Below are 18,884 nucleotides of genomic sequence, written 5' to 3' on the forward strand. Positions count from 1 at the left end.
AGCAATCAATAACCGGTTTAGTATTCCAAAACTGTTTAAAAAACGAACAACCTGTACTGGACGCGCAACCATCCTGATCGATACTTAAAGCGCTGGCATGTCATACATCCCCCAAGTGACCTGCCGGTAGAGGCGCCAAAGGACCGTGTGCCTTTGTTTTACTCCTAATGGTCTTAACCCGGCTTCACCCCCCAGAATCCGGGTTTTTTTTGCCTGCGATTCAAGGGTGTGTCACGGCTTCGATACGTGGGCCATAGGAAACAGCCGGGCAAAGTTTTCTGTGGTCTGCTCGGCAAAACGCTCATAAGGCTCGCCGCGCAACATCGCCAGGAACTCGGCCACTTCACGCACGTATTGCGGCAGGTTTGGCTTGCCGCGATAAGGAATCGGCGCCAGATAAGGGGAATCGGTCTCGACCAGCAAGCGATCGGCAGGTACCTGACGCGCCACATCACGCAGCGCATCGGTATTGCGGAAGGTCACGATGCCCGACAGGGAGATATAGAAACCCAGGTCCAGCGCTGCCTTTGCCATTTCCCAGTCTTCGGTGAAGCAATGCAGCACACCTGCCTGCGGCAGTGCAGCTTCACGCAACAGATTCAGGGTATCGGCACGCGCCCCGCGCGTATGCACGATGACTGGCTTGCCGGTGACGCTGGCCGCCTGCAGGTGCAGACGAAAGGATGCCTGCTGAAGCTCGGCAGCCTCGGGCTCATAGTGATAATCCAGGCCGGTTTCACCGATGGCCACTACCCGTGGGTGATTCAGCTCGGACAGCAGCCAGTCCAGAGCAGGCGCTTCGCCGGGCTTGAGATCCAGCGGGTGAATACCCACCGAGCAGTCCACGTCGTCATAACGCTCGGCCAGGGCTTTTACAGCGCCGGCATTATCGGCGCTGACGCCGATACACAGAAAATGCCCGACACCTCTGCCACGCGCCGCTTCAAGGGCAGCGTCCAGAGAGCCATCGTGCTGGGTGAGGTCAAGGCGGTCGAGGTGGCAATGCGAATCTACAAGCATGGGTAAAAGGCAACTACATCGTATGAGTGGGACGGTCGGACTTAAGGGCTCCAACCAGATAGGTTTCGATCAGGTTACGAGCGGTATTGTCACCGTCGTTGAATTGCACGCCGACACCGGCGGCCCGGTTGCCTTGTGCGCCCTTGGGAGTGATCCAGGTCACCCTGCCGGTCACCGGAACTTTCTCCGGTTCATCCATCAGATTGAGCAGCATGAACACTTCATCACCCAGCTTGTAGCTTTTGCTGGTAGGAATGAACAGGCCGCCATTCTTGATAAAAGGCATGTAAGCCGCATACAGCACGGATTTGTCCTTGATGGTCAGGGACAGAATGCCGTTCCGCGGACCTGTACTAGGTGGCAAGCTCATTGCTACTCCTCATAGGTTCCCAAGTCTGCGAGTCTACGCCTGTCCGGGCAGACCTGCCCACTGCACCAGCAAGGCTTCGAGCAGCAGCACGCGATTGAGGTTGGCCTTGGACAAGACTTTCTGTCGCTGCGCCAGCACCCAGTCCTGAATCTCCAGCACTTTGGTGCGGGGCGTTTTTTGCGCCAGATACTGCACGACCTTGCGCATATCGCTCAAGCCAAGGCCTTCTTCATCCTCAGTCAACTGGTAACGCAGGATCAGGTGCGACCAGTCGCAGAACCAGTCGAACAGCAGCAACAGCGGGATATCCTTCCAGCCTTCCGCAAGCTGGGTCGGCGATTGCTGCTGCTTGAGCAGCTTTTTCACGCCTTCCACCACCTGGACACGCTGTTCGCGAATACCCTGGGCCTGAAGCGAAACCGCCGCCAGAGGCGAACCGGCCGCAAGGGTCAGCAACTCCACCCGCTCTTCTTCGGAGCTGTCCGGCAAGGCCGTTGCCAGCCATTCCAGGCTGGCTTGCCCACTCGGCAGCGGGCAGGCCTGCTGCACACAGCGGCTTTTGATGGTCGGCAGCAACCGGCTCGGCTGATGACTGACCAGCAGCAGGACCGTATTGCCCGAAGGCTCTTCAAGACTTTTCAACAGCGCGTTGGCCGCGTTGATGTTCATCGCCTCGACCGGCTCGACCAGCACCACCTTGCGCCCGCCCATTTGTGCGGTCTGCACGACGAAACTCACCAGATCGCGAACCTGATCGACCTTGATGGGCTTGTCTGCCTCTTCCGGTTCCAGCACGTAATTATCAGGATGGCTGCCAGCCGCCAGCAGCAGACAGGACTTGCACTGCCCGCAGGCATCGAGCCCTTCGGGGCGCTGGCACAGCAAGGTGTGCATCAGACGCTCGGCCAGCGCACGCTTGCCGATCCCCACAGGACCATGCAACAGATAGGCATGAGCATGCTGGGAACGACCGGCCATCTGTTGCCACAGAGACGTCTGCCACGGATAGGCTTCAGCCACGGTGCCGCTCCAGCAACTCGGGCAGCAACGCATCCAGGGACGACTGGACCTGAGCCAGTGTCTGAGACGCATCCACCAACCGGTAACGCGCAGGCTCGGCGTGTGCCCGCGCCAGGTAAGTACTACGCACGGCGTCAAAGAACGCACGGCCTTCCTGCTCGAAACGATCCAGTCGGCCTCGTGCAGCGGCACGCGCCAGACCCACTTCGACCGGCAGGTCGAACACCAGCGTCAGGTCAGGCCGCAAGGTGCCCTGGACAAAGCTTTCCAGTGTGGCAATACGCTCATGGGACAAGCCGCGCCCGCCGCCCTGATAGGCATAGGTCGCATCCGTGAAACGATCACACAAGACCACTTCACCACGGGCCAGGGCAGGACGAATGACTTCGGCCAGATGCTGGGCACGTGCGGCAAAGACCAGCAGCAGTTCGGTATCGGCAGACATGGCTTCGTCGCTGGGCGCCAGCAGCAATTCGCGAATACGTTCGGCCAATGGCGTACCACCGGGCTCACGGGTCAACAGCACCTCGATGCCCTGGGCACGCAACTGAGCCGCCAGGTAATCGCGGTTGGTGCTTTTGCCAGCACCTTCCGGGCCTTCAAGGGTGATGAACAAGCCAGTCACAGGCAATCCTTAGTTGTTTTCATTGCGAGGCTGAATCGCCGGGCGGCGCATCGGGCGCAGCCGCGGGTTCGGACTCTGTGGGAGTCGATCCGGACCCGGCAGGCGCTACCGGAGTCGGTGCCGGGCTGGATCGGTAATCTGCACGGCGTTTGAGCTGGTATTCGCGTACCGCTGCGTTATGGGCATCCAGATCGTCGGAAAACACATGGCTGCCATCCCCTTTCGCCACGAAGTACAGGCTGGTGCCCGATACGGGGTTGAGGGCCGCATTGATGGCTTCGCGTCCAGCCAGAGCAATCGGTGTCGGCGGCAGGCCGGCAATGACGTAAGTGTTGTAAGGCGTCGCCTCTTTAAGATTGGCGCGGGTCAGCTTGCCGTTGTAGCGCTCGCCCATACCATAGATCACCGTCGGATCGGTCTGCAGCATCATTCCCAACCCCAGACGACGGACAAACACACCGGCAATTTCACCACGCTCGCGAGGCACGCCGGTTTCCTTTTCCACCAGCGAAGCCATGATCAAGGCCTCGTAAGGATCCTTGTAAGGCAAATCCGCAGCACGCTTGCTCCACTCCTCCTCTAGCACGTCTTGCAGACGGTTGTAGGCCTGCTTGAGCAGATCGGCATCGCTCATGCCGCGCACATAGCGGTAGGTATCGGGAAAGAAGCGGCCTTCAGGGAAGACATCGGGATGCCCGAGCCTGACCATCAAATCCTTGTCGCTCAACCCGGCCAGGGTCTGTTCGAGCTTGGGCTGCCTGGCCAGTGCGGCGCGAACCTGACGGAAGTTCCAGCCCTCCACCAGCGTCAGGCTGTACTGCACGACTTCCTTGCGCTTCCAGACGCCAAACAGGGCTTGCACGTCCATGCCCGGCGTCATGCGGTATTCGCCACTGTGCAGCGGCTGTTCGGCCAGATTGAAACGCCAGTAAACACGCAACCAGAAGGCGTCCTTGATCACGCCGTCATTCTCAAGGCGATTGAGCACCAGGGAAGGCGACGATCCGGCAGGTACGTCCAGCAGTTGTTCCTGAGTGACATTCAGAGGCTGGTTCAACGCTTCCCGCTGCTTCCACCAGGCAAAGCCCAGCGTCAGACCTGCCAGGACTGCAGCGATTTCCAGCAACACCAGTATTTTTCGGATCACGAATCAGTTATCCAGAAGTGCTCGAGCAATATCTTGCAGTTTACGGGTGAGCGGACCAACCGGCCAGTTCAGCCTTGAAAAGCCACGCACCGGCCACACGCCATAAACGCTATTGCACAGAAACAGCTCATCCGCCTGTTCAAGGTCGGACAAGTGCAGGTCACGGATATCGACAGCAATACCCTGATTTCGTGCCTGATCCAGCAACTCGGCACGCATCACGCCCGCTACACCGCAACGACTCAGGTCAGCCGTCAGCAGGACACCATCGCGAACCAGAAACAGATTGCTGTAGACGCCTTCGATCACGCGGCCGGAGGTATCGCACATCAGACCTTCGGCATATTCGCTGTCCTGCCACTCGGAGCGGGCCAGCACTTGCTCCAGGCGGTTCAGATGCTTGAGGCCGGCCAGCAACGGCTGCTCAGCCAGACGGGTCTTGCACGGAAAAAGACGTACGCCCTGCCCGGCATGGGCCGATGGGTACGCGGGAGCCGCAGAGCCCTGCAGAATGCGTCGCGACTGGGTATCGGGGGCTGGCGCGTAACCGCGCTGGCTGTCGCCGCGGGTCAGGATCAGTTTCATGACGCCGTCGCCCAGTTGCGCAGCGAAGCGGGTCATTTCAGTACGAAGCAGCACCTGATCGACAGGGATGGCCAAACGGTCACAGGATGTTTCAAGGCGCTGCAGATGCCGCTCGAACAGCAACGGCTGGCCCTTGCTGACGGCGATGGTTTCAAACACTCCATCGCCATAAGCCAGACCTCTGTCCCTGAGGGACAGAGAATCTTCGGGGCAACCGTCAACCCAGGCGAGCATCACTCGCTGAACCGACGGAACACCAGCGAGCCATTGGTACCGCCAAACCCGAAGGAGTTGGAGACGGCAACATCGATCGGCATGCGACGCGCCTCATGAGGCACGAAGTCCAGATCACAGCCTTCGTCCGGCTCATCCAGGTTGATGGTCGGTGGCGCAACCTGATCGGCAATCGCCAGGACACTGAAAATCGCCTCGACCGCACCAGCGGCACCCAGCAGGTGACCGGTCATGGACTTGGTGGAGCTGACTGCCAGCTTGTAGGCGTGATCGCCGAATACCGACTTGACCGCCGACGCTTCAGCCAGGTCGCCCGCTGGCGTCGAAGTGCCGTGAGCATTGATGTACTGGACCTGCTCGACATTGAGCTTCGCATCGCGCAGCGCATTGGCGATGCAACGGGCCGCACCGGCACCGTCCTCGGGTGGCGAAGTCATGTGATAGGCATCACCGCTCATGCCGAAGCCAACCAGCTCGGCATAGATGGTCGCGCCACGCGCCTTGGCGTGTTCGAGTTCTTCGAGCACCAGAGCGCCTGCGCCATCGGAGAGCACGAAACCGTCACGCCCCTTGTCCCACGGACGACTGGCACGTGCAGGGTCGTCGTTGCGGGTAGACAACGCACGCGCCGCACCGAAGCCGCCCATGCCCAGGCCACAGGCTGCCATTTCGGCGCCACCGGCGATCATGACGTCAGCTTCGTCATAGGCGATATTGCGCGCAGCCATGCCGATGCAATGAGTCGCTGTGGTACATGCCGTGGCGATGGAGTAGTTAGGACCCTGTGCCCCCAAATGGATGGACAGGAACCCGGAAATCATATTGATGATCGAGCCCGGCACGAAAAACGGAGAGATCCGCCCCGGCCCTTGCTCGTGCAGCAGACGACTGCTGTTTTCGATGTTGGTCAGACCACCGATACCCGACCCCATGGCAACGCCAATGCGCTCGCGGTTGGCATCCGTGACCTCAAGACCAGCATTGCGCACAGCCTGAAAGCTGGCTGCCAGACCGTATTGAATAAAGAGATCGAGCCGACGCGCTTCCTTCGGCGCCAGGTATTCTTCGACATTGAAGCCTTTGACCGAACCACCGAAGCGGGTGGTGAAGGCCGAAAGGTCAGTGTGCTCGATAAGGCCGATGCCACTACGGCCCGCCAGAATCCCTTGCCAACTGCTGGGCACATCATTGCCCAATGGCGAAAGCATGCCCATCCCGGTGACCACGACGCGTCTACGCGACACAGGACTCTCCTTCTCTATTGTTGACAAAACATCGCTTTTTCAAAGAAAAAACCGCACGCCGGTAAGAGCAGTGCGGTTTTCACATCACAGCAACAACGATTACAAAGTCTTAGCCCTGGTGGCTGTTGACGTAATCGATAGCAGCTTGAACGGTGGTGATCTTTTCCGCTTCTTCGTCAGGGATTTCGGTCTCGAATTCCTCTTCCAGAGCCATTACCAGCTCAACGGTGTCCAGGGAGTCAGCACCCAGGTCTTCAACAAAGGAAGCGGTGTTAACGACTTCTTCTTCCTTGACGCCAAGTTGCTCGGCAACGATTTTCTTGACGCGCTCTTCGATGGTGCTCATACCTAGTTTTAACTCCTAGTGGAAATATTCAGGCATCTGGCCAGAGGGTAAGTGTATAGAAGAGGTTTTGCTGATTTCAAGCTTCACGCTCCTCCACCGAACCTCACCCGCCAATTGCCTATTTGTAGATTGCAGTTTTACAACGGATTTTAGACAGCTCGCATGACACTTTTTGAAACGAACATCCACTCTCAGCTCATGTACATCCCGCCGTTGACCGGGATTGTAGCCCCGGTAACGTAGCCTGCGCCTTCCGACGCAAGAAAAGCGACAACATGTGCAATTTCTTCAGCCTGACCCAGACGCCCCAGAGGGATCTGTGTGATCAGGGATTGACGCTGAGCTTCAGGCAGCTCGCGCGTCATGTCTGTATCGATGAAGCCTGGTGCCACCGAGTTCACGGTCACGGCACGGGAGCCGACTTCACGAGCCAATGCACGGCTGAAACCTTCCAGACCGGCCTTGGCAGATGCGTAGTTTACTTGACCTGCGTTGCCCATGGCACCGACAACCGAACCAATGCTGATGATACGACCCCAACGAGCCTTGGTCATGCCACGCAATACGCCCTTGGACAGGCGGAACAGACTGTTCAGGTTGGTGTTTACTACATCATGCCATTCGTCATCTTTCATGCGCATCATCAGGTTGTCCCGGGTAATACCGGCATTGTTCACCAGAATCAGCGGCGCACCGACACGCTCCTGAATGGTGGACAGCACCGAATCCACGGACTCGGCATTGCACACATCCAGCGCCAGGCCGAAGCCTTCGATGCCGTTTTCCTTGAATGTAGCAGAGATGCGCTCGGCACCGGACTCAGAGGTCGCGGTACCCACAACGACTGCACCATTGCGGCCCAATTCCAGGGCAATGGCTTGACCAATTCCACGACTGGCACCAGTCACCAGTGCAACTTTACCTTGCAGGCTCATGCAAGCTTCTCCTAATCAGGCCAGTGCCGCACGAGCGGCGGCAAAGGCGTCCGGGGTATCCAGGTTGTAGGTAATCACGCCTTCGGCGCAACGCTTGTTCAGACCAGCCAACACCTTGCCCGGCCCACATTCCACCAACTGGGTCGCACCATGGCTCGCCAGGCTCTGGATGGATTCCACCCAGCGTACCGGCTTGTACAACTGCTCCAGCAGATCACGCTTGAGCGTAGCCAGATCGTTCACGGCAGCGGCGCTGACATTCTGCACCAGAGAGATGACAGGCGCTTGCCACTCGATAGCCTCGATGGACTCGGCAAAGCGCTCGGCCGCCGGACGCATCAGCTCACAGTGGGAAGGAACGCTGACCGGCAAAGGCAATGCACGTTTTGCGCCACGGGCCTTGCACAGCTCCATTGCGCGCTTCACCGCCTCGGCGGCACCGGCAATGACGACCTGGCCCGGCGAGTTGAAATTCACGGCGCTGACCACTTCGCCCTGCGCAGCTTCGGCGCAAGCCGCGATAACATCGGCATCGTCCAGCCCCAGGATGGCAGCCATGCCGCCCTGACCGGCCGGAACCGCTTCCTGCATCAGTTGACCGCGACGCTCCACCAGCTTGACCGCATCGGCAAGACTGAGGCTCTGGGCAGCAACCAGTGCACTGTATTCGCCCAGGCTGTGACCGGCCACGAACGCCGGAACCGCACCACCTTCGGCCAGCCACACATGCCACAGGGCAATGGACGCCGTCAGGATGGCAGGCTGGGTCTTGTCGGTCTGGTTGAGAGACTCGACCGGACCTTGCTGGGTCAGTGCCCAGAGGTCATAGCCCAGGGCATCGGATGCCTGTTCAAAAGTGTCGAGGATCAACGGATGCTGTGCGCCCTGCTCGGCGAGCATGCCGAGCGATTGCGATCCTTGACCCGGAAAGACGAATGCGAGGGATGCAGACATGTAACAGGCCCCTGAATTGTTGTCGTCGAAAATAGGCGTCCGGGCATGCCGAACGCAGGAATTCAAATTTGCATGACTGCACGTTTGGATGACTGGCCAGTCAATTGCGTCACATTTTCAGGAATCACTACTTTGCAGTAACACTTCAAGCCGCCCGCGCAGGCGTTGCGGCAGGTTTTCCCGAACCTCGATCAGCGCCCGCCGGATCGCACTCTCGAACCCCTGGGCGCTCGCCGAACCATGACTCTTGACCACAATGCCCTGCAAACCCAGCAGGCTTGCGCCGTTGTGCCTTGCAGGCGCCAGCTCGGCCTGCAGACGCTTCAACAAGGGCATCGCCAGAACCCCGACCGCCTTGGCCATCAGATTGCGCCTGAACAGCTCATCCATTCGCGCAACAATCATGGTCGCCAGCCCTTCGCTGGACTTGAGCAGCACATTGCCGACAAAGCCGTCACAGACCACCACATCAGCCTCGCCGCGATACAGGCCATCGCCCTCGACGAAACCGATGTAGTTGATTCCTCTGGCTGCCTGCAAGAGGACGGCAGCCTGCTTCACCTGCTGATTGCCCTTGATGTCCTCGGTGCCGACATTGAGCAAGGCGACCCTGGGGCTTGCAACCCCGAGTGCCTCCGCCGTGACCGCCCCCATGACCGCGAACTGATAGAGAGCCTCGGCCGAACAATCGACATTGGCCCCCAGATCCAGCAACTGACAATAGCCGCTGCGCGTGGGAATGGCGGCGACCATTGCCGGCCTGTCGATACCCGGCAAGGTCTTGAGCACAAGACGCGACAACGCCATCAATGCACCGGTATTGCCTGCACTGACACAGGCCTGGGCCTGACCGTCGGCCACAAGCCCGAGCGCCACGCGCATCGAGGAATCAGGCTTGCCACGCAATGCCTGGGACGGACGCTCATCCATGGTGACCACTTCACTTGCATGAACAATATGCAGGCGCGAGCGATCCACACCGGAATGGCGGGCGATCAGTTCTTCAATCAAGGGAGCTTGGCCGACAAGGGCCAGATGAAGCGAGGGCGTAGCAGTCAGGCACGCGAGGCTTGCCTGAACAATGTTGCGGGGACCGAAGTCCCCGCCCATTGCGTCGATCGCAATGATCGGAGCGGACAAGAAATTACTCGTCAGCGCCCTTGTCGATCACTTTACGGCCACGGTATACGCCTTCTGGCGATACGTGGTGACGCAGGTGAACTTCACCAGTGGTCTTTTCTACGGACAGAGTGCTTGCCTCAAGAGCGTCGTGCGAACGACGCATGTCACGGGCAGAGCGGGATTTTTTGTTCTGCTGAACAGCCATAATGATTAACTCCTAAACGTTTGGGTCACGCTTTAACTGCGCCAATACACTGAACGGGTTGGACCGCGTTACCTCGTCCACGCTCGGTTCGGGCTCATCGAGACCCGCCGGTTGCTGGCATTCTTCCGGATGATGAGCAGGCACAATCGGCAAGGCGAGCAAAAGCTCCTCCTCGATCAATGCCAGCAGATCCAATGGATCTTCGCCCAGTTCCAGCACGTCATAACCTTTCGGTAACGACTGGGTATTCGCACCCTCCTTCACCACCGCGTAACTGCACTCGCTGTGGATCGGCAGGGTGACCAGCTCAAGACAACGCTGGCAAACCATCTTGACCGAGACGTCGATGGAACTGTGGATAACCACAGACCGGCGCTCGTCACGCTCAAAAACGAATTTAGCCTGCACCGTACCGACATCGTCGGAAAGCGGGTCGCAGAGTCTCTCCAAATCGGCCAGAAGCACTTCACCTTGAAGGGTAGTGCCACGATCAGCCAATTTGCGCGGGTCAACGTGAGGTGGAATCGGGTCATTCAACATAGGCGCAGCATTCTAGGGATGCCCCCTTGGCATGTCAAAGGAAATTCAGGCCTGTTCGCAACTCAGGCCTCTCATTAGAATCGACGCTCAGCCCAAGGAGAACCGTATGCCATCCCTGCTTCTCGCTTCCAGCTCCCCTTATCGTCGCGAACTGCTGGGTCGCCTGCGCCTGCCATTCGTCTGCAAATCGCCGGATATCGACGAAAGCCGTCACCCAGAAGAGAGCGCAATCGACCTTGTGCAGCGTCTCGCCCGGGAAAAGGCACAGGCACTTGCCAGCGAATATCAGGACCACCTGATCATCGGCTCCGACCAGGTTGCCGTACTCGGCGACCGGATTCTGGGCAAGCCTCACACCTTCGAGCGCGCCCTGGAACAACTGTCAGCCGCCAGCGGCACCACCGTCACCTTCCTGACAGGCCTGGCCCTGCTCAACAGCAGAACCGGCGACTGCCAAGTCGACTACGTGCCCTTCAGCGTCCACATGCGCAATCTGGACCAGGCCAGCATCGAGCGTTACCTGCACGCCGAACAACCTTTCGACTGCGCAGGCAGCTTCAAGGCCGAAGGGCTTGGGGTGAGCCTGTTTCGCAGCACCGAGGGCAGCGACGCCACCAGCCTGATCGGCCTGCCACTGATTCGTCTGGTGGACATGCTTATAAATGAAGGCGTGAGCATTCCCTGACGCCAGAAACAGACAACCCGACCACAGACCTAATACCGGTCAGCCAAGGCGACAAATCACTTTGTGGGAGGCAGCTTGCTGGCGACTTTAACGGACAGACGCAGAATATCTGTCAGTTTTCAGGTCTTTTCGCCAGCAAGCTGCCTCCCACAAGTTTTGTCTGACCTTAACCGATCAACATTACGACCAGTGGTCGGGTTGCTTGGTAAACCAGGGATCAGCGCAACGTCGGCCCGTTGAAGCCAGCCCACATTGCAATCCGCTCCGCGATACTGGCGCCCAGCTTCTTGGAGAACCGGTCAAAAGGCGACTCCTGAATGGTGTAGTCGACGATCTCCTTCTCACCAATCACTTCACGCGCTACATAGCTGGAACTGCCGAGGCCGTCGATCAGACCCAGCGCCAGTGCCTGCTCGCCGGTCCAGACCAGCCCCGAGAACAGCTCGGGATGATCCTTGTCCTTCAGGCGATCGCCACGACCCTGCTTGACGCTGGCAATGAACTGACGATGCGTCGTGTCCAGCACGCTCTGCCAGAACTGCGTTTCGTCAGCTTTCTGCGGCTGGAACGGGTCAAGAAACGCCTTGTGCTCGCCCGAGGTATAGGTCCGACGATCCACACCCAGCTTTTCCATGGTCCCGACAAAACCGAAACCGGCTGCCGTCACACCAATGGAGCCCACCAGACTGGCCTTGTCGGCGTAAATCTGGTCAGCGGCGCTGGCAATGTAATAGGCACCCGAAGCACCCAGATCGGTAATCACCGCATACACCTTGATATTCGGCTTCTCGGCGCGCAGACGACGGATTTCGTCATAGACATAACCCGACTGCACAGGACTGCCGCCCGGGCTGTTGATGCGCAGGATCACGCCCTTGGTCTTGGAATCCTCGAAAGCGGTGCGCAGGCTGCCGACAATATTGTCGGCACTGGCCGACTCCTTGTCCGCGATCATGCCCTGCACTTCGATCAGTGCGGTGTGGCTTGCGCTGCGCGAAGCGCTTTTTTCCATATCCAGCAGCGGCGTGAACAGCAGCAACATGCTGAACAGATAGGCAAAGGTCAGAAATTTGAAGAAGATGCCCCAGCGACGCGCTCGACGCTGCTCCTGAACACCCGCCAGCAGCGTCTTCTCCAGCAGCTTCCAGCTTTTTGCATCTTCCTTGCCAGCGGCGTCATCCGCTTTTTGCGAGGCAGGCGCTTTCCATTCGTCAGACATATCTCACTCACTCCAACCGCAAAGACTAAACGCCACGCCCACTCAACCAGGTGCGCAACTCAGGAAAATTATCAATGGACAGGCGCGGCTGAAATTCGCGCAACGAAGCCATGGACTGAGCACCATAACCGACCGCCACCGAATCCATGCCAGCGTTACGTGCCATCAGCAGATCGAAGGACGAATCACCTACCATCAGCGAGCGCTCGGGACTCACGCCACAATGAGCCATGATCTCATGCAACATCAACGGGTCAGGCTTGCTGGCGGTTTCGTCGGCAGCCCGGGTGATATCGAAGTAATCCAGCCAGTCATTGGACTTCAGGACCCGATCAAGACCGCGACGCGCCTTGCCCGTGGCAACGGCAATGCGATAGCCCTCCTCGCGAAAGGCCTCGATGGACTCGCGCACACCGGCAAACAGAGGCGACGGCACCTTGTCCATTTCCATGTAGCTATCGGCATAGCGCTGGCGAAATTCGATCAGGTCGCTGGGCGTGATGTGCGGGTAGAGCGTACGAATCGCCTCCGGCAAGCCAAGGCCGATAATGCCCTTGATTGCCGGATCGTCACGAACCTCCATACCACCCTGCTCTGCCGCCGTACGCATGGCCTGGACGATACGACCGACCGAATCGGCCAACGTACCGTCCCAATCGAAAATCAGCAGATCATAATCACGACGCACTCAAACGCTCCACGGTCTTGGCCCACATCTCATCGACCGGGGCCTGCAACTTCAGTTCGCCACCATCTGGCAATGGCACGGTAAGCATATAGGCATGCAGGAACAGGCGCTTGCCGCCCAGGTCGCGAATCTCGCGACTGAAATCTTCATCGCCATACTTGGTATCGCCGGCAATCGAATGCCCGGCATGCAATGTGTGAACACGAATCTGGTGGGTACGCCCCGTGACAGGCTTGGCCTCGACCATGGTCGCGAAATCACCGAAACGGCGCAGGACCTTGAAAATCGTCAGGGCCTCCTTGCCTTCGTCATTGACCTCGACCATGCGCTCACCGGAACGCAGGTTGCTTTTGAGCAATGGCGCATTGACCTGTTTCTGGGCCGTCGCCCAGTGTCCGCGAACCAGCGCCATGTAGCGCTTGTCGACACCGTCGCCACGCAAGGCAGCGTGCAGGTGGCGCAACATGCTGCGCTTCTTGGCGATCATCAGCAGACCGGAAGTGTCGCGGTCCAGCCTGTGTACAAGCTCAAGCTCCTTGGCATCGGGCCGCAACTGGCGAAAGGCTTCGATGACACCGAAACTCAGGCCGCTACCGCCATGCACGGCAATGCCGGCCGGCTTGTTGAGCACGATCAGGGCCTTGTCTTCATAGACAATGGCCGCCTCGAGGCGCTGCAAAAGACCTTGTGCAACCGGTACCGGCTCATCACGCTCAGGCACACGCACAGGCGGAACGCGCACGATGTCGCCCGCCTGCAACTTGTACTCGGGCTTGATCCGCCCCTTGTTCACACGCACTTCGCCTTTGCGCAAAATGCGGTAAATCAAGGTCTTGGGCACACCCTTGAGATAAGTGATCAGAAAGTTATCGATGCGTTGACCGGCAAGTTCCGGGGCAACCTCTACCAGCTGAACGCCGGGGGTTGGGGGGGCAATATTCGTCATGCGGCAAATCATAACAATTTTTTATGGATTTGAAGCACTTAATGATTGCTGCTATAGTCGCGAACGCCGCCAAAAGCGGCCGGACAGCGGACAAACGGTTGACAACCGGCCCTGACCAACGCAATTCACGAGGACGGGAGGCCGTCCTACGAGGCGTTCGGTGACAACGGAGCACGCTGGAAACGTAACGAGCGCAGGTGACATGAGGCCTGAAACACGCCAGATCGCAGAGCAACCACTCGCCTTCCGCGCGCACAATTCACGGCCAGTTCACAAAGTGCAGTCGCTTCCAGACGCTACGAGCGAATGTTTCGGGAACAACGCCTCAAGCAATGATGCGCGAACTTCCCATAGAAGCTCGCGGTAAATGCCAACCCGCTGCGGATTCTGCGCACGGCAGCACCCGAATTATCAGGGATACGTGTAGGGTGGAGATGCACAACCATCGGACTGTGTAGCACAAGGCTTGTTCTAGACGCTTCATCTCGTCCGCTACCGATGGTCGATTCCTCCTCCTGACAAAGTTTTTGCTGTAAAGGGTGCCTTTTGTCACCCCAGCAAACAGGAAACGTCGTCGCGACTCTTCGATTCCTTATCGAGAACATCGCTAGACAATGGAGTGTCCACACACTCTTGACGCGCCCTGACACCGACCGTGAGAAGTCGTGTGTGCCGAACGCCGTTTCCGGCAGCCCGGAAACCGACGGTACTACATGAAAAGAATGCTGATTAACGCAACTCAACCCGAAGAGTTGCGTGTTGCTCTGGTAGACGGCCAGCGCCTCTACGACCTGGACATCGAGTCCGGTGCACGCGAGCAGAAGAAGGCCAATATCTATAAAGGCCGGATCACCCGCATCGAGCCAAGCCTGGAGGCTGCCTTTGTCGATTTCGGCTCTGAGCGCCACGGCTTCCTGCCCCTCAAGGAAATCTCCCGCGAATACTTCAAGAAGTCTCCTGAAGGCCGCGTGAACATCAAGGACGTCCTGAGCGAAGGCCAGGAAGTCATCGTCCAGGTCGAAAAGGAAGAACGTGGCAACAAGGGCGCAGCCCTGACCACCTTCATCAGCCTGGCTGGCCGCTATCTGGTCCTGATGCCCAACAACCCGCGTGCCGGTGGCATTTCGCGCCGCATCGAAGGCGAAGAGCGCAACGAACTGCGTGAAGCCCTCAACGGCCTGATCGCACCTGCCGATATGGGTCTGATCGTTCGCACTGCCGGCCTCGGCCGCAGCAGCGAAGAAATGCAGTGGGACCTCGACTACCTGCTGCAACTCTGGACCGCCATCAAGGAAGCGTCCCAGGATCGTGCCGCGCCCTTCCTGATCTACCAGGAAAGCAACGTCATCATCCGCGCCATCCGCGACTACCTGCGCCAGGACATCGGTGAAGTCCTGATCGACAGCATCGAAGCCCAGGAAGAAGCCCTGACCTTCATCCGTCAGGTGATGCCGCAGTACGCCAGCAAGATCAAGCTGTACGAAGACAGCGTTCCGCTGTTCAACCGCTTCCAGATCGAAAGCCAGATCGAAACCGCCTTCCAGCGCGTCGTCGAACTGCCTTCCGGCGGCTCCATCGTCATCGATCCGACCGAAGCCCTGGTGTCCATCGACATCAACTCGGCGCGCGCCACCAAAGGCAGCGACATCGAAGAAACCGCCCTGCAGACCAACCTCGAAGCAGCCGAAGAAATCGCCCGTCAGTTGCGCCTGCGCGACATCGGCGGCCTGATCGTCATCGACTTCATCGACATGACCCCTGCCAAGAACCAGCGCGCCGTGGAAGAGAAAGTCCGCGAAAGCCTGGAAGCTGACCGCGCCCGCGTTCAGGTCGGTCGCATCTCGCGCTTCGGTCTGCTGGAAATGTCCCGTCAGCGCCTGCGCCCTTCCCTGGGTGAAAGCAGCGGCATCGTCTGCCCGCGCTGCAACGGCACCGGCATCATCCGTGACGTCGAGTCCCTGTCGCTGGCTATCCTGCGCCTGATCGAAGAAGAAGCCCTGAAAGACCGTACTGCCGAAGTACGCGCCCAGGTGCCGATCCCGGTCGCGGCCTTCCTGCTCAACGAAAAACGCAACTCGATCACCAAGATCGAACTGCGCACTCGCGCCCGCATCATCATCCTGCCGAACGATCATCTGGAAACGCCGCACTTCGAAGTCCAGCGTTTGCGCGATGACAGCCCGGAAGCGCACAACAACCAGACCAGCTACGAAATCGCCGCTGCCGCTGCCGAAGTGGAAGAAATGGCACCGCAAGCTGCTGCCACCCGCACCCTGGTTCGCCAGGAAGCGGCGGTCAAGACCGCACCAGCCCGCGCCAACGCACCGGTTCCAGCCCAGGCTGCCGCTCCGGTTGCAGCACCTGTCGCTCACGAGCCAAGCCTGTTCAAGGGCCTGGTGAAATCCCTGGTGAGCCTGTTCGCCACCAAGGAAGAGCCTGCTGCACCGGTTGTCGTGGAAAAACCGGCCACCGAGCGCCCTGCCCGCAACGAAGAGCGTCGCAACGGTCGTCAACAGAGCCGTGGCCGCAACAACCGCCGCGACGAAGAGCGCAAGCCGCGTGAAGAACGCGCACCTCGCGAAGAGCGTGCCGAGCGCGCCCCACGCGAAGAACGTGCTCCTCGTGAAGAACGCGCTCCACGCGAACCTCGTGAAGTCCGTGACGATTCGGCTCCACGTGAAGAGCGTCCGGCTCGCGCACCACGCGAAGAACGCGCACCTCGTGAGCGCAAGCCACGCGAAGCACGTGAAGACCGTCCGGTACGTGAACTGCGCGAACCTCTGGATGCAGCGCCAGCCGCCGCCCGTGAAGAACGCCCTGAGCGCGCTCCACGTGAAGAACGCCAGCCACGCCAGCCTCGTGAAGAGCGTCAGCCACGCGAAGAGCAGGCCGCAGCAGCGGTCAGCGAAGAAGAGTTGCTGAACAACGAAGAACTGGCCAGCGAAGAGAACCAGGAAGGCAGCGAAGGCGAACGCCCTCGTCGTCGCTCCCGCGGTCAGCGCCGTCGCAGCAATCGTCGTGAGCGTCAGCGTGACGCCAACGGCAATGTGATCGAAGGCTCCGAAGAAAACGAAGGCAATGACGATGCAGCTCAGGTCGTGACTGCTGCGGTCGCTGCTGGCGTAATCAGTGCTCCGGCCGAGGCGCAAGCCAACCGCCAGGCAGAAATCGCCAACGCAGCAACTGAAACGCCTGCCGAGACAACTGCCGAAGAAGCACCGGCGCCTGTTGTCGAAGCACCTGCTGCCGAAGCCCAGCCAGTGGAAGCTCAGGTTGTAGAGGCCCCGGCCGTTGAAGCACCTGTTGCCGAAACTGCTGTAAAAGCCGAAGCAGCGCCTGAAGTCGAAGTGCAACCAGCAGCAGTCGAAGCCCCGGTACGTGCGGCCCAGGCTGAACTGTTCGAAGCGCCAAAGGCTGAAAATGTCGTGCCGTTCACGCCGACACCAGAGCCGACTCCGGAAGTTGCGGTAGAAGCGCCTGCTGCGGCAGACGTGCCAGCGACCGAGTCCACCGAGCTGCCAGTGCCTGCACCAGCCGCCGAGCCTGTACTTGTTCAGGAGGAGCCTGCTCCTTATGCAGCAGCACCACAAGCCGTGGAGCCAGAGCCGGCACCGCAAGCAGAGCCTGCTCCTGCCGTAGTCGCTGAAACTCCAGCACTGCCAGTCAGCAGCAATGGTCGTGCACCGAACGATCCACGCGAAGTTCGTCGCCGCAAGCGCGAGGAAGAAGAGCGTCGTCGCCAGGAAGCTGAACAGGCTGCTGCCAGCAGCACTGAAGCCGCACCTGCCGAAGCGGTAACCGAAGAAAAGGCCGAAGAAGCCGTTGCTGCACAGCAACAGCCTCAAGCCAAGGAAGAGACCGAGCCTAAACCTCTCGTCTGATCCATGAAAAAGCCCTACCTGTGTGAGCAGGTAGGGCTTTTTTGTGTCCGCTGTTCAGCGCTGCATCAGGAAACCTCAGTACAGATTGGGCTCCATCTCCAGCTCCACGCCAAAACGCTCGGCAATGTCCGCCTGAATGCGACGGGCAAGGCTCAGCAATTGCAGGCCCGTGGCCTGGCCATGATTGACCAGCACCAGCGACTGAAGCGCATGCACACCAGCATCACCCTCACGAAACCCCTTCCAGCCTGCCTGCTCGATCAACCAGCCAGCCGCCAGTTTCACGCGACCATCGGCCTGGGGATAACCCACCACGCCCGGATAATTGCGCTTGATGGCTTCGCTCTGCCCGGCCGTCACCAACGGGTTCTTGAAGAAACTCCCGGCATTGCCCAGCACCGCAGGGTCCGGCAGTTTTTCACTGCGGATCTCGCAGATGGCGCGGCTGACATCAAAAGGAGTCGGCTCCTTGATCCCCATAGCGTCCAGGCGCTGGCGAACCGGCCCGTACTCCAGATGCAGGGAAGGCGCACGCTGCAAGGTAAAGCGCACACGTAGAATCAGCCAACGACCAGGTTGTTGCTTGAATACGCTGTCGCGGTAACCGAACCGACAGTCTTCCAGGGAAAACTCACACAACTCGCCGCTCTGACGATCCAGCGCCGTCAGGCTATGGAAAACATCCTTGATCTCGACGCCATAGGCACCGATGTTCTGCATCGGGGCAGCGCCCACCGTGCCGGGAATCAGACTCAGGTTTTCCAGACCGGCAAAACCCAGTTGCAGACATGACTGCACGAAGGGATGCCAGGGCTCGCCCGCCTCTGCCTCGATAATGCCCTGCGCACAATCTTCCTTGACGATACGAATCCCGCGACTGGCCATGCGCAGTACCAGCGCCCGGACGTCGTCGGTCAGCAGCAGATTGCTGCCACCGCCAATCACCAGCAAAGGCACATCATGCTCGGCGCTGTAGGCCAAGGCCTGATGCACTTCCTGATCGTCACGGGCCTCGGCGAACAGTTGCGCCTGCACGTCAACGCCAAAGGTATTGAAGGGTTTGAGGGAAACCCCGGACTGCACCTGCAAGGTCATGGGCTTACCTTAGATTGAACAAG

General features: G+C 59.3%; 19 protein-coding genes. 2 read left to right on the top strand and 17 right to left on the bottom strand.

Annotation, left to right across the window (positions count from 1 at the left end; all coding sequences use genetic code 11):
- Nucleotides 1-231: 231 nt before the first annotated feature.
- The 13 genes from KGD89_RS17165 to KGD89_RS17225 form a co-directional block, all read right to left on the bottom strand.
- Nucleotides 232-1,020: a TatD family hydrolase gene (locus tag KGD89_RS17165; protein WP_025261001.1), complete on the bottom strand. Its 789-nt coding sequence runs from the start codon at nt 1,018-1,020 to the stop codon at nt 232-234.
- A gap of 13 nt (nt 1,021-1,033) precedes the next feature.
- Nucleotides 1,034-1,390 carry a PilZ domain-containing protein gene (locus KGD89_RS17170; protein WP_025261002.1) on the bottom strand — a complete coding sequence of 119 codons (357 nt, stop codon included), beginning with the start codon at nt 1,388-1,390 and terminating at the stop codon, nt 1,034-1,036.
- Between the two features lie 33 nt (nt 1,391-1,423).
- Nucleotides 1,424-2,410, bottom strand: a complete 987-nt coding sequence (locus KGD89_RS17175; protein WP_025261003.1) for a DNA polymerase III subunit delta' — start codon at nt 2,408-2,410, stop codon at nt 1,424-1,426.
- Complete coding sequence (tmk, locus tag KGD89_RS17180) at nt 2,403-3,035, bottom strand: dTMP kinase (protein WP_025261004.1); 633 nt, start codon at nt 3,033-3,035, stop codon at nt 2,403-2,405. The genes KGD89_RS17175 and tmk overlap by 8 nt, the downstream gene beginning before the upstream one ends.
- 19 nt (nt 3,036-3,054) lie before the next feature.
- Nucleotides 3,055-4,182 (bottom strand): endolytic transglycosylase MltG, encoded by a 1,128-nt coding sequence (gene mltG, locus KGD89_RS17185; protein ID WP_025261005.1) that lies wholly within the window; start codon nt 4,180-4,182, stop codon nt 3,055-3,057.
- 3 nt (nt 4,183-4,185) lie between these two features.
- Nucleotides 4,186-5,001, bottom strand: coding sequence for an aminodeoxychorismate lyase (gene pabC, locus KGD89_RS17190; RefSeq protein WP_025261006.1), 816 nt, complete (start codon nt 4,999-5,001; stop codon nt 4,186-4,188).
- A complete protein-coding gene (gene fabF, locus KGD89_RS17195; protein ID WP_025261007.1) occupies nt 5,001-6,245 on the bottom strand; it encodes a beta-ketoacyl-ACP synthase II in 1,245 nt (414 codons plus the stop codon). The genes pabC and fabF overlap by 1 nt, the downstream gene beginning before the upstream one ends.
- 109 nt (nt 6,246-6,354) lie before the next feature.
- Nucleotides 6,355-6,591 (bottom strand): acyl carrier protein, encoded by a 237-nt coding sequence (gene acpP / locus KGD89_RS17200; protein WP_025261008.1) that lies wholly within the window; start codon nt 6,589-6,591, stop codon nt 6,355-6,357.
- A 191-nt stretch (nt 6,592-6,782) separates the two neighbouring features.
- On the bottom strand, nt 6,783-7,526 hold the full coding sequence (fabG, locus tag KGD89_RS17205; protein WP_025261009.1) for a 3-oxoacyl-ACP reductase FabG: 744 nt from the start codon (nt 7,524-7,526) through the stop codon (nt 6,783-6,785).
- Between the two features lie 15 nt (nt 7,527-7,541).
- Nucleotides 7,542-8,480 (bottom strand): ACP S-malonyltransferase, encoded by a 939-nt coding sequence (fabD, locus tag KGD89_RS17210; RefSeq protein WP_038399950.1) that lies wholly within the window; start codon nt 8,478-8,480, stop codon nt 7,542-7,544.
- 117 nt (nt 8,481-8,597) lie between these two features.
- A complete protein-coding gene (gene plsX / locus KGD89_RS17215) occupies nt 8,598-9,620 on the bottom strand; it encodes a phosphate acyltransferase PlsX (RefSeq protein WP_025261011.1) in 1,023 nt (340 codons plus the stop codon).
- Between the two features lie 4 nt (nt 9,621-9,624).
- A complete protein-coding gene (gene rpmF / locus KGD89_RS17220; RefSeq protein WP_003179396.1) occupies nt 9,625-9,807 on the bottom strand; it encodes a 50S ribosomal protein L32 in 183 nt (60 codons plus the stop codon).
- A 12-nt stretch (nt 9,808-9,819) separates the two neighbouring features.
- The gene (locus tag KGD89_RS17225) at nt 9,820-10,347 is read right to left on the bottom strand and encodes a YceD family protein (RefSeq protein ID WP_025261012.1); all 528 of its coding nucleotides are present in this window, start codon (nt 10,345-10,347) and stop codon (nt 9,820-9,822) included.
- A gap of 106 nt (nt 10,348-10,453) precedes the next feature.
- On the opposite strand from KGD89_RS17225, the gene KGD89_RS17230 reads away from it, so the two are divergent.
- Nucleotides 10,454-11,032, top strand: coding sequence for a Maf family protein (locus KGD89_RS17230; protein ID WP_025261013.1), 579 nt, complete (start codon nt 10,454-10,456; stop codon nt 11,030-11,032).
- 217 nt (nt 11,033-11,249) lie between these two features.
- Here KGD89_RS17230 and sppA read toward each other — a convergent pair whose 3' ends face one another.
- From sppA to rluC, 3 genes are read right to left on the bottom strand one after another with little or no spacing between them, the layout of a single operon-like run.
- Complete coding sequence (gene sppA, locus KGD89_RS17235) at nt 11,250-12,251, bottom strand: signal peptide peptidase SppA (RefSeq protein WP_025261014.1); 1,002 nt, start codon at nt 12,249-12,251, stop codon at nt 11,250-11,252.
- A 25-nt stretch (nt 12,252-12,276) separates the two neighbouring features.
- Complete coding sequence (locus KGD89_RS17240; RefSeq protein ID WP_025261015.1) at nt 12,277-12,939, bottom strand: HAD-IA family hydrolase; 663 nt, start codon at nt 12,937-12,939, stop codon at nt 12,277-12,279.
- Nucleotides 12,929-13,885: a 23S rRNA pseudouridine(955/2504/2580) synthase RluC gene (rluC, locus tag KGD89_RS17245; protein ID WP_025261016.1), complete on the bottom strand. Its 957-nt coding sequence runs from the start codon at nt 13,883-13,885 to the stop codon at nt 12,929-12,931. The genes KGD89_RS17240 and rluC overlap by 11 nt, the downstream gene beginning before the upstream one ends.
- A gap of 713 nt (nt 13,886-14,598) precedes the next feature.
- Here rluC and rne point away from each other — a divergent pair.
- A complete protein-coding gene (gene rne, locus KGD89_RS17250) occupies nt 14,599-17,766 on the top strand; it encodes a ribonuclease E (protein ID WP_450091416.1) in 3,168 nt (1,055 codons plus the stop codon).
- Nucleotides 17,767-17,841: 75 nt separating this feature from the next.
- Here the strand turns inward: rne and murB are convergent, their stop codons facing one another.
- Nucleotides 17,842-18,861 carry a UDP-N-acetylmuramate dehydrogenase gene (gene murB, locus KGD89_RS17255; RefSeq protein ID WP_025261018.1) on the bottom strand — a complete coding sequence of 340 codons (1,020 nt, stop codon included), beginning with the start codon at nt 18,859-18,861 and terminating at the stop codon, nt 17,842-17,844.
- Nucleotides 18,862-18,884 lie beyond the last annotated feature (23 nt).

It is taken from the genome of Pseudomonas cichorii (genome assembly GCF_018343775.1).
GTDB classification, from domain to species: Bacteria; Pseudomonadota; Gammaproteobacteria; order Pseudomonadales; family Pseudomonadaceae; genus Aquipseudomonas; species Aquipseudomonas cichorii.

Coding starts and splice junctions, on each gene's coding strand:
- KGD89_RS17165 (WP_025261001.1), bottom strand. CDS start 1,020: ATGCTTGTAGATTCGCATTGCCACCTCGACCGCCTTGACCTCACCCAG.
- KGD89_RS17170 (WP_025261002.1), bottom strand. CDS start 1,390: ATGAGCTTGCCACCTAGTACAGGTCCGCGGAACGGCATTCTGTCCCTG.
- pabC (WP_025261006.1), bottom strand. CDS start 5,001: ATGCTCGCCTGGGTTGACGGTTGCCCCGAAGATTCTCTGTCCCTCAGG.
- acpP (WP_025261008.1), bottom strand. CDS start 6,591: ATGAGCACCATCGAAGAGCGCGTCAAGAAAATCGTTGCCGAGCAACTT.
- fabG (WP_025261009.1), bottom strand. CDS start 7,526: ATGAGCCTGCAAGGTAAAGTTGCACTGGTGACTGGTGCCAGTCGTGGA.
- fabD (WP_038399950.1), bottom strand. CDS start 8,480: ATGTCTGCATCCCTCGCATTCGTCTTTCCGGGTCAAGGATCGCAATCG.
- rpmF (WP_003179396.1), bottom strand. CDS start 9,807: ATGGCTGTTCAGCAGAACAAAAAATCCCGCTCTGCCCGTGACATGCGT.
- KGD89_RS17225 (WP_025261012.1), bottom strand. CDS start 10,347: ATGTTGAATGACCCGATTCCACCTCACGTTGACCCGCGCAAATTGGCT.
- KGD89_RS17230 (WP_025261013.1), top strand. CDS start 10,454: ATGCCATCCCTGCTTCTCGCTTCCAGCTCCCCTTATCGTCGCGAACTG.
- sppA (WP_025261014.1), bottom strand. CDS start 12,251: ATGTCTGACGAATGGAAAGCGCCTGCCTCGCAAAAAGCGGATGACGCC.
- rluC (WP_025261016.1), bottom strand. CDS start 13,885: ATGACGAATATTGCCCCCCCAACCCCCGGCGTTCAGCTGGTAGAGGTT.
- rne (WP_450091416.1), top strand. CDS start 14,599: ATGAAAAGAATGCTGATTAACGCAACTCAACCCGAAGAGTTGCGTGTT.
- murB (WP_025261018.1), bottom strand. CDS start 18,861: ATGACCTTGCAGGTGCAGTCCGGGGTTTCCCTCAAACCCTTCAATACC.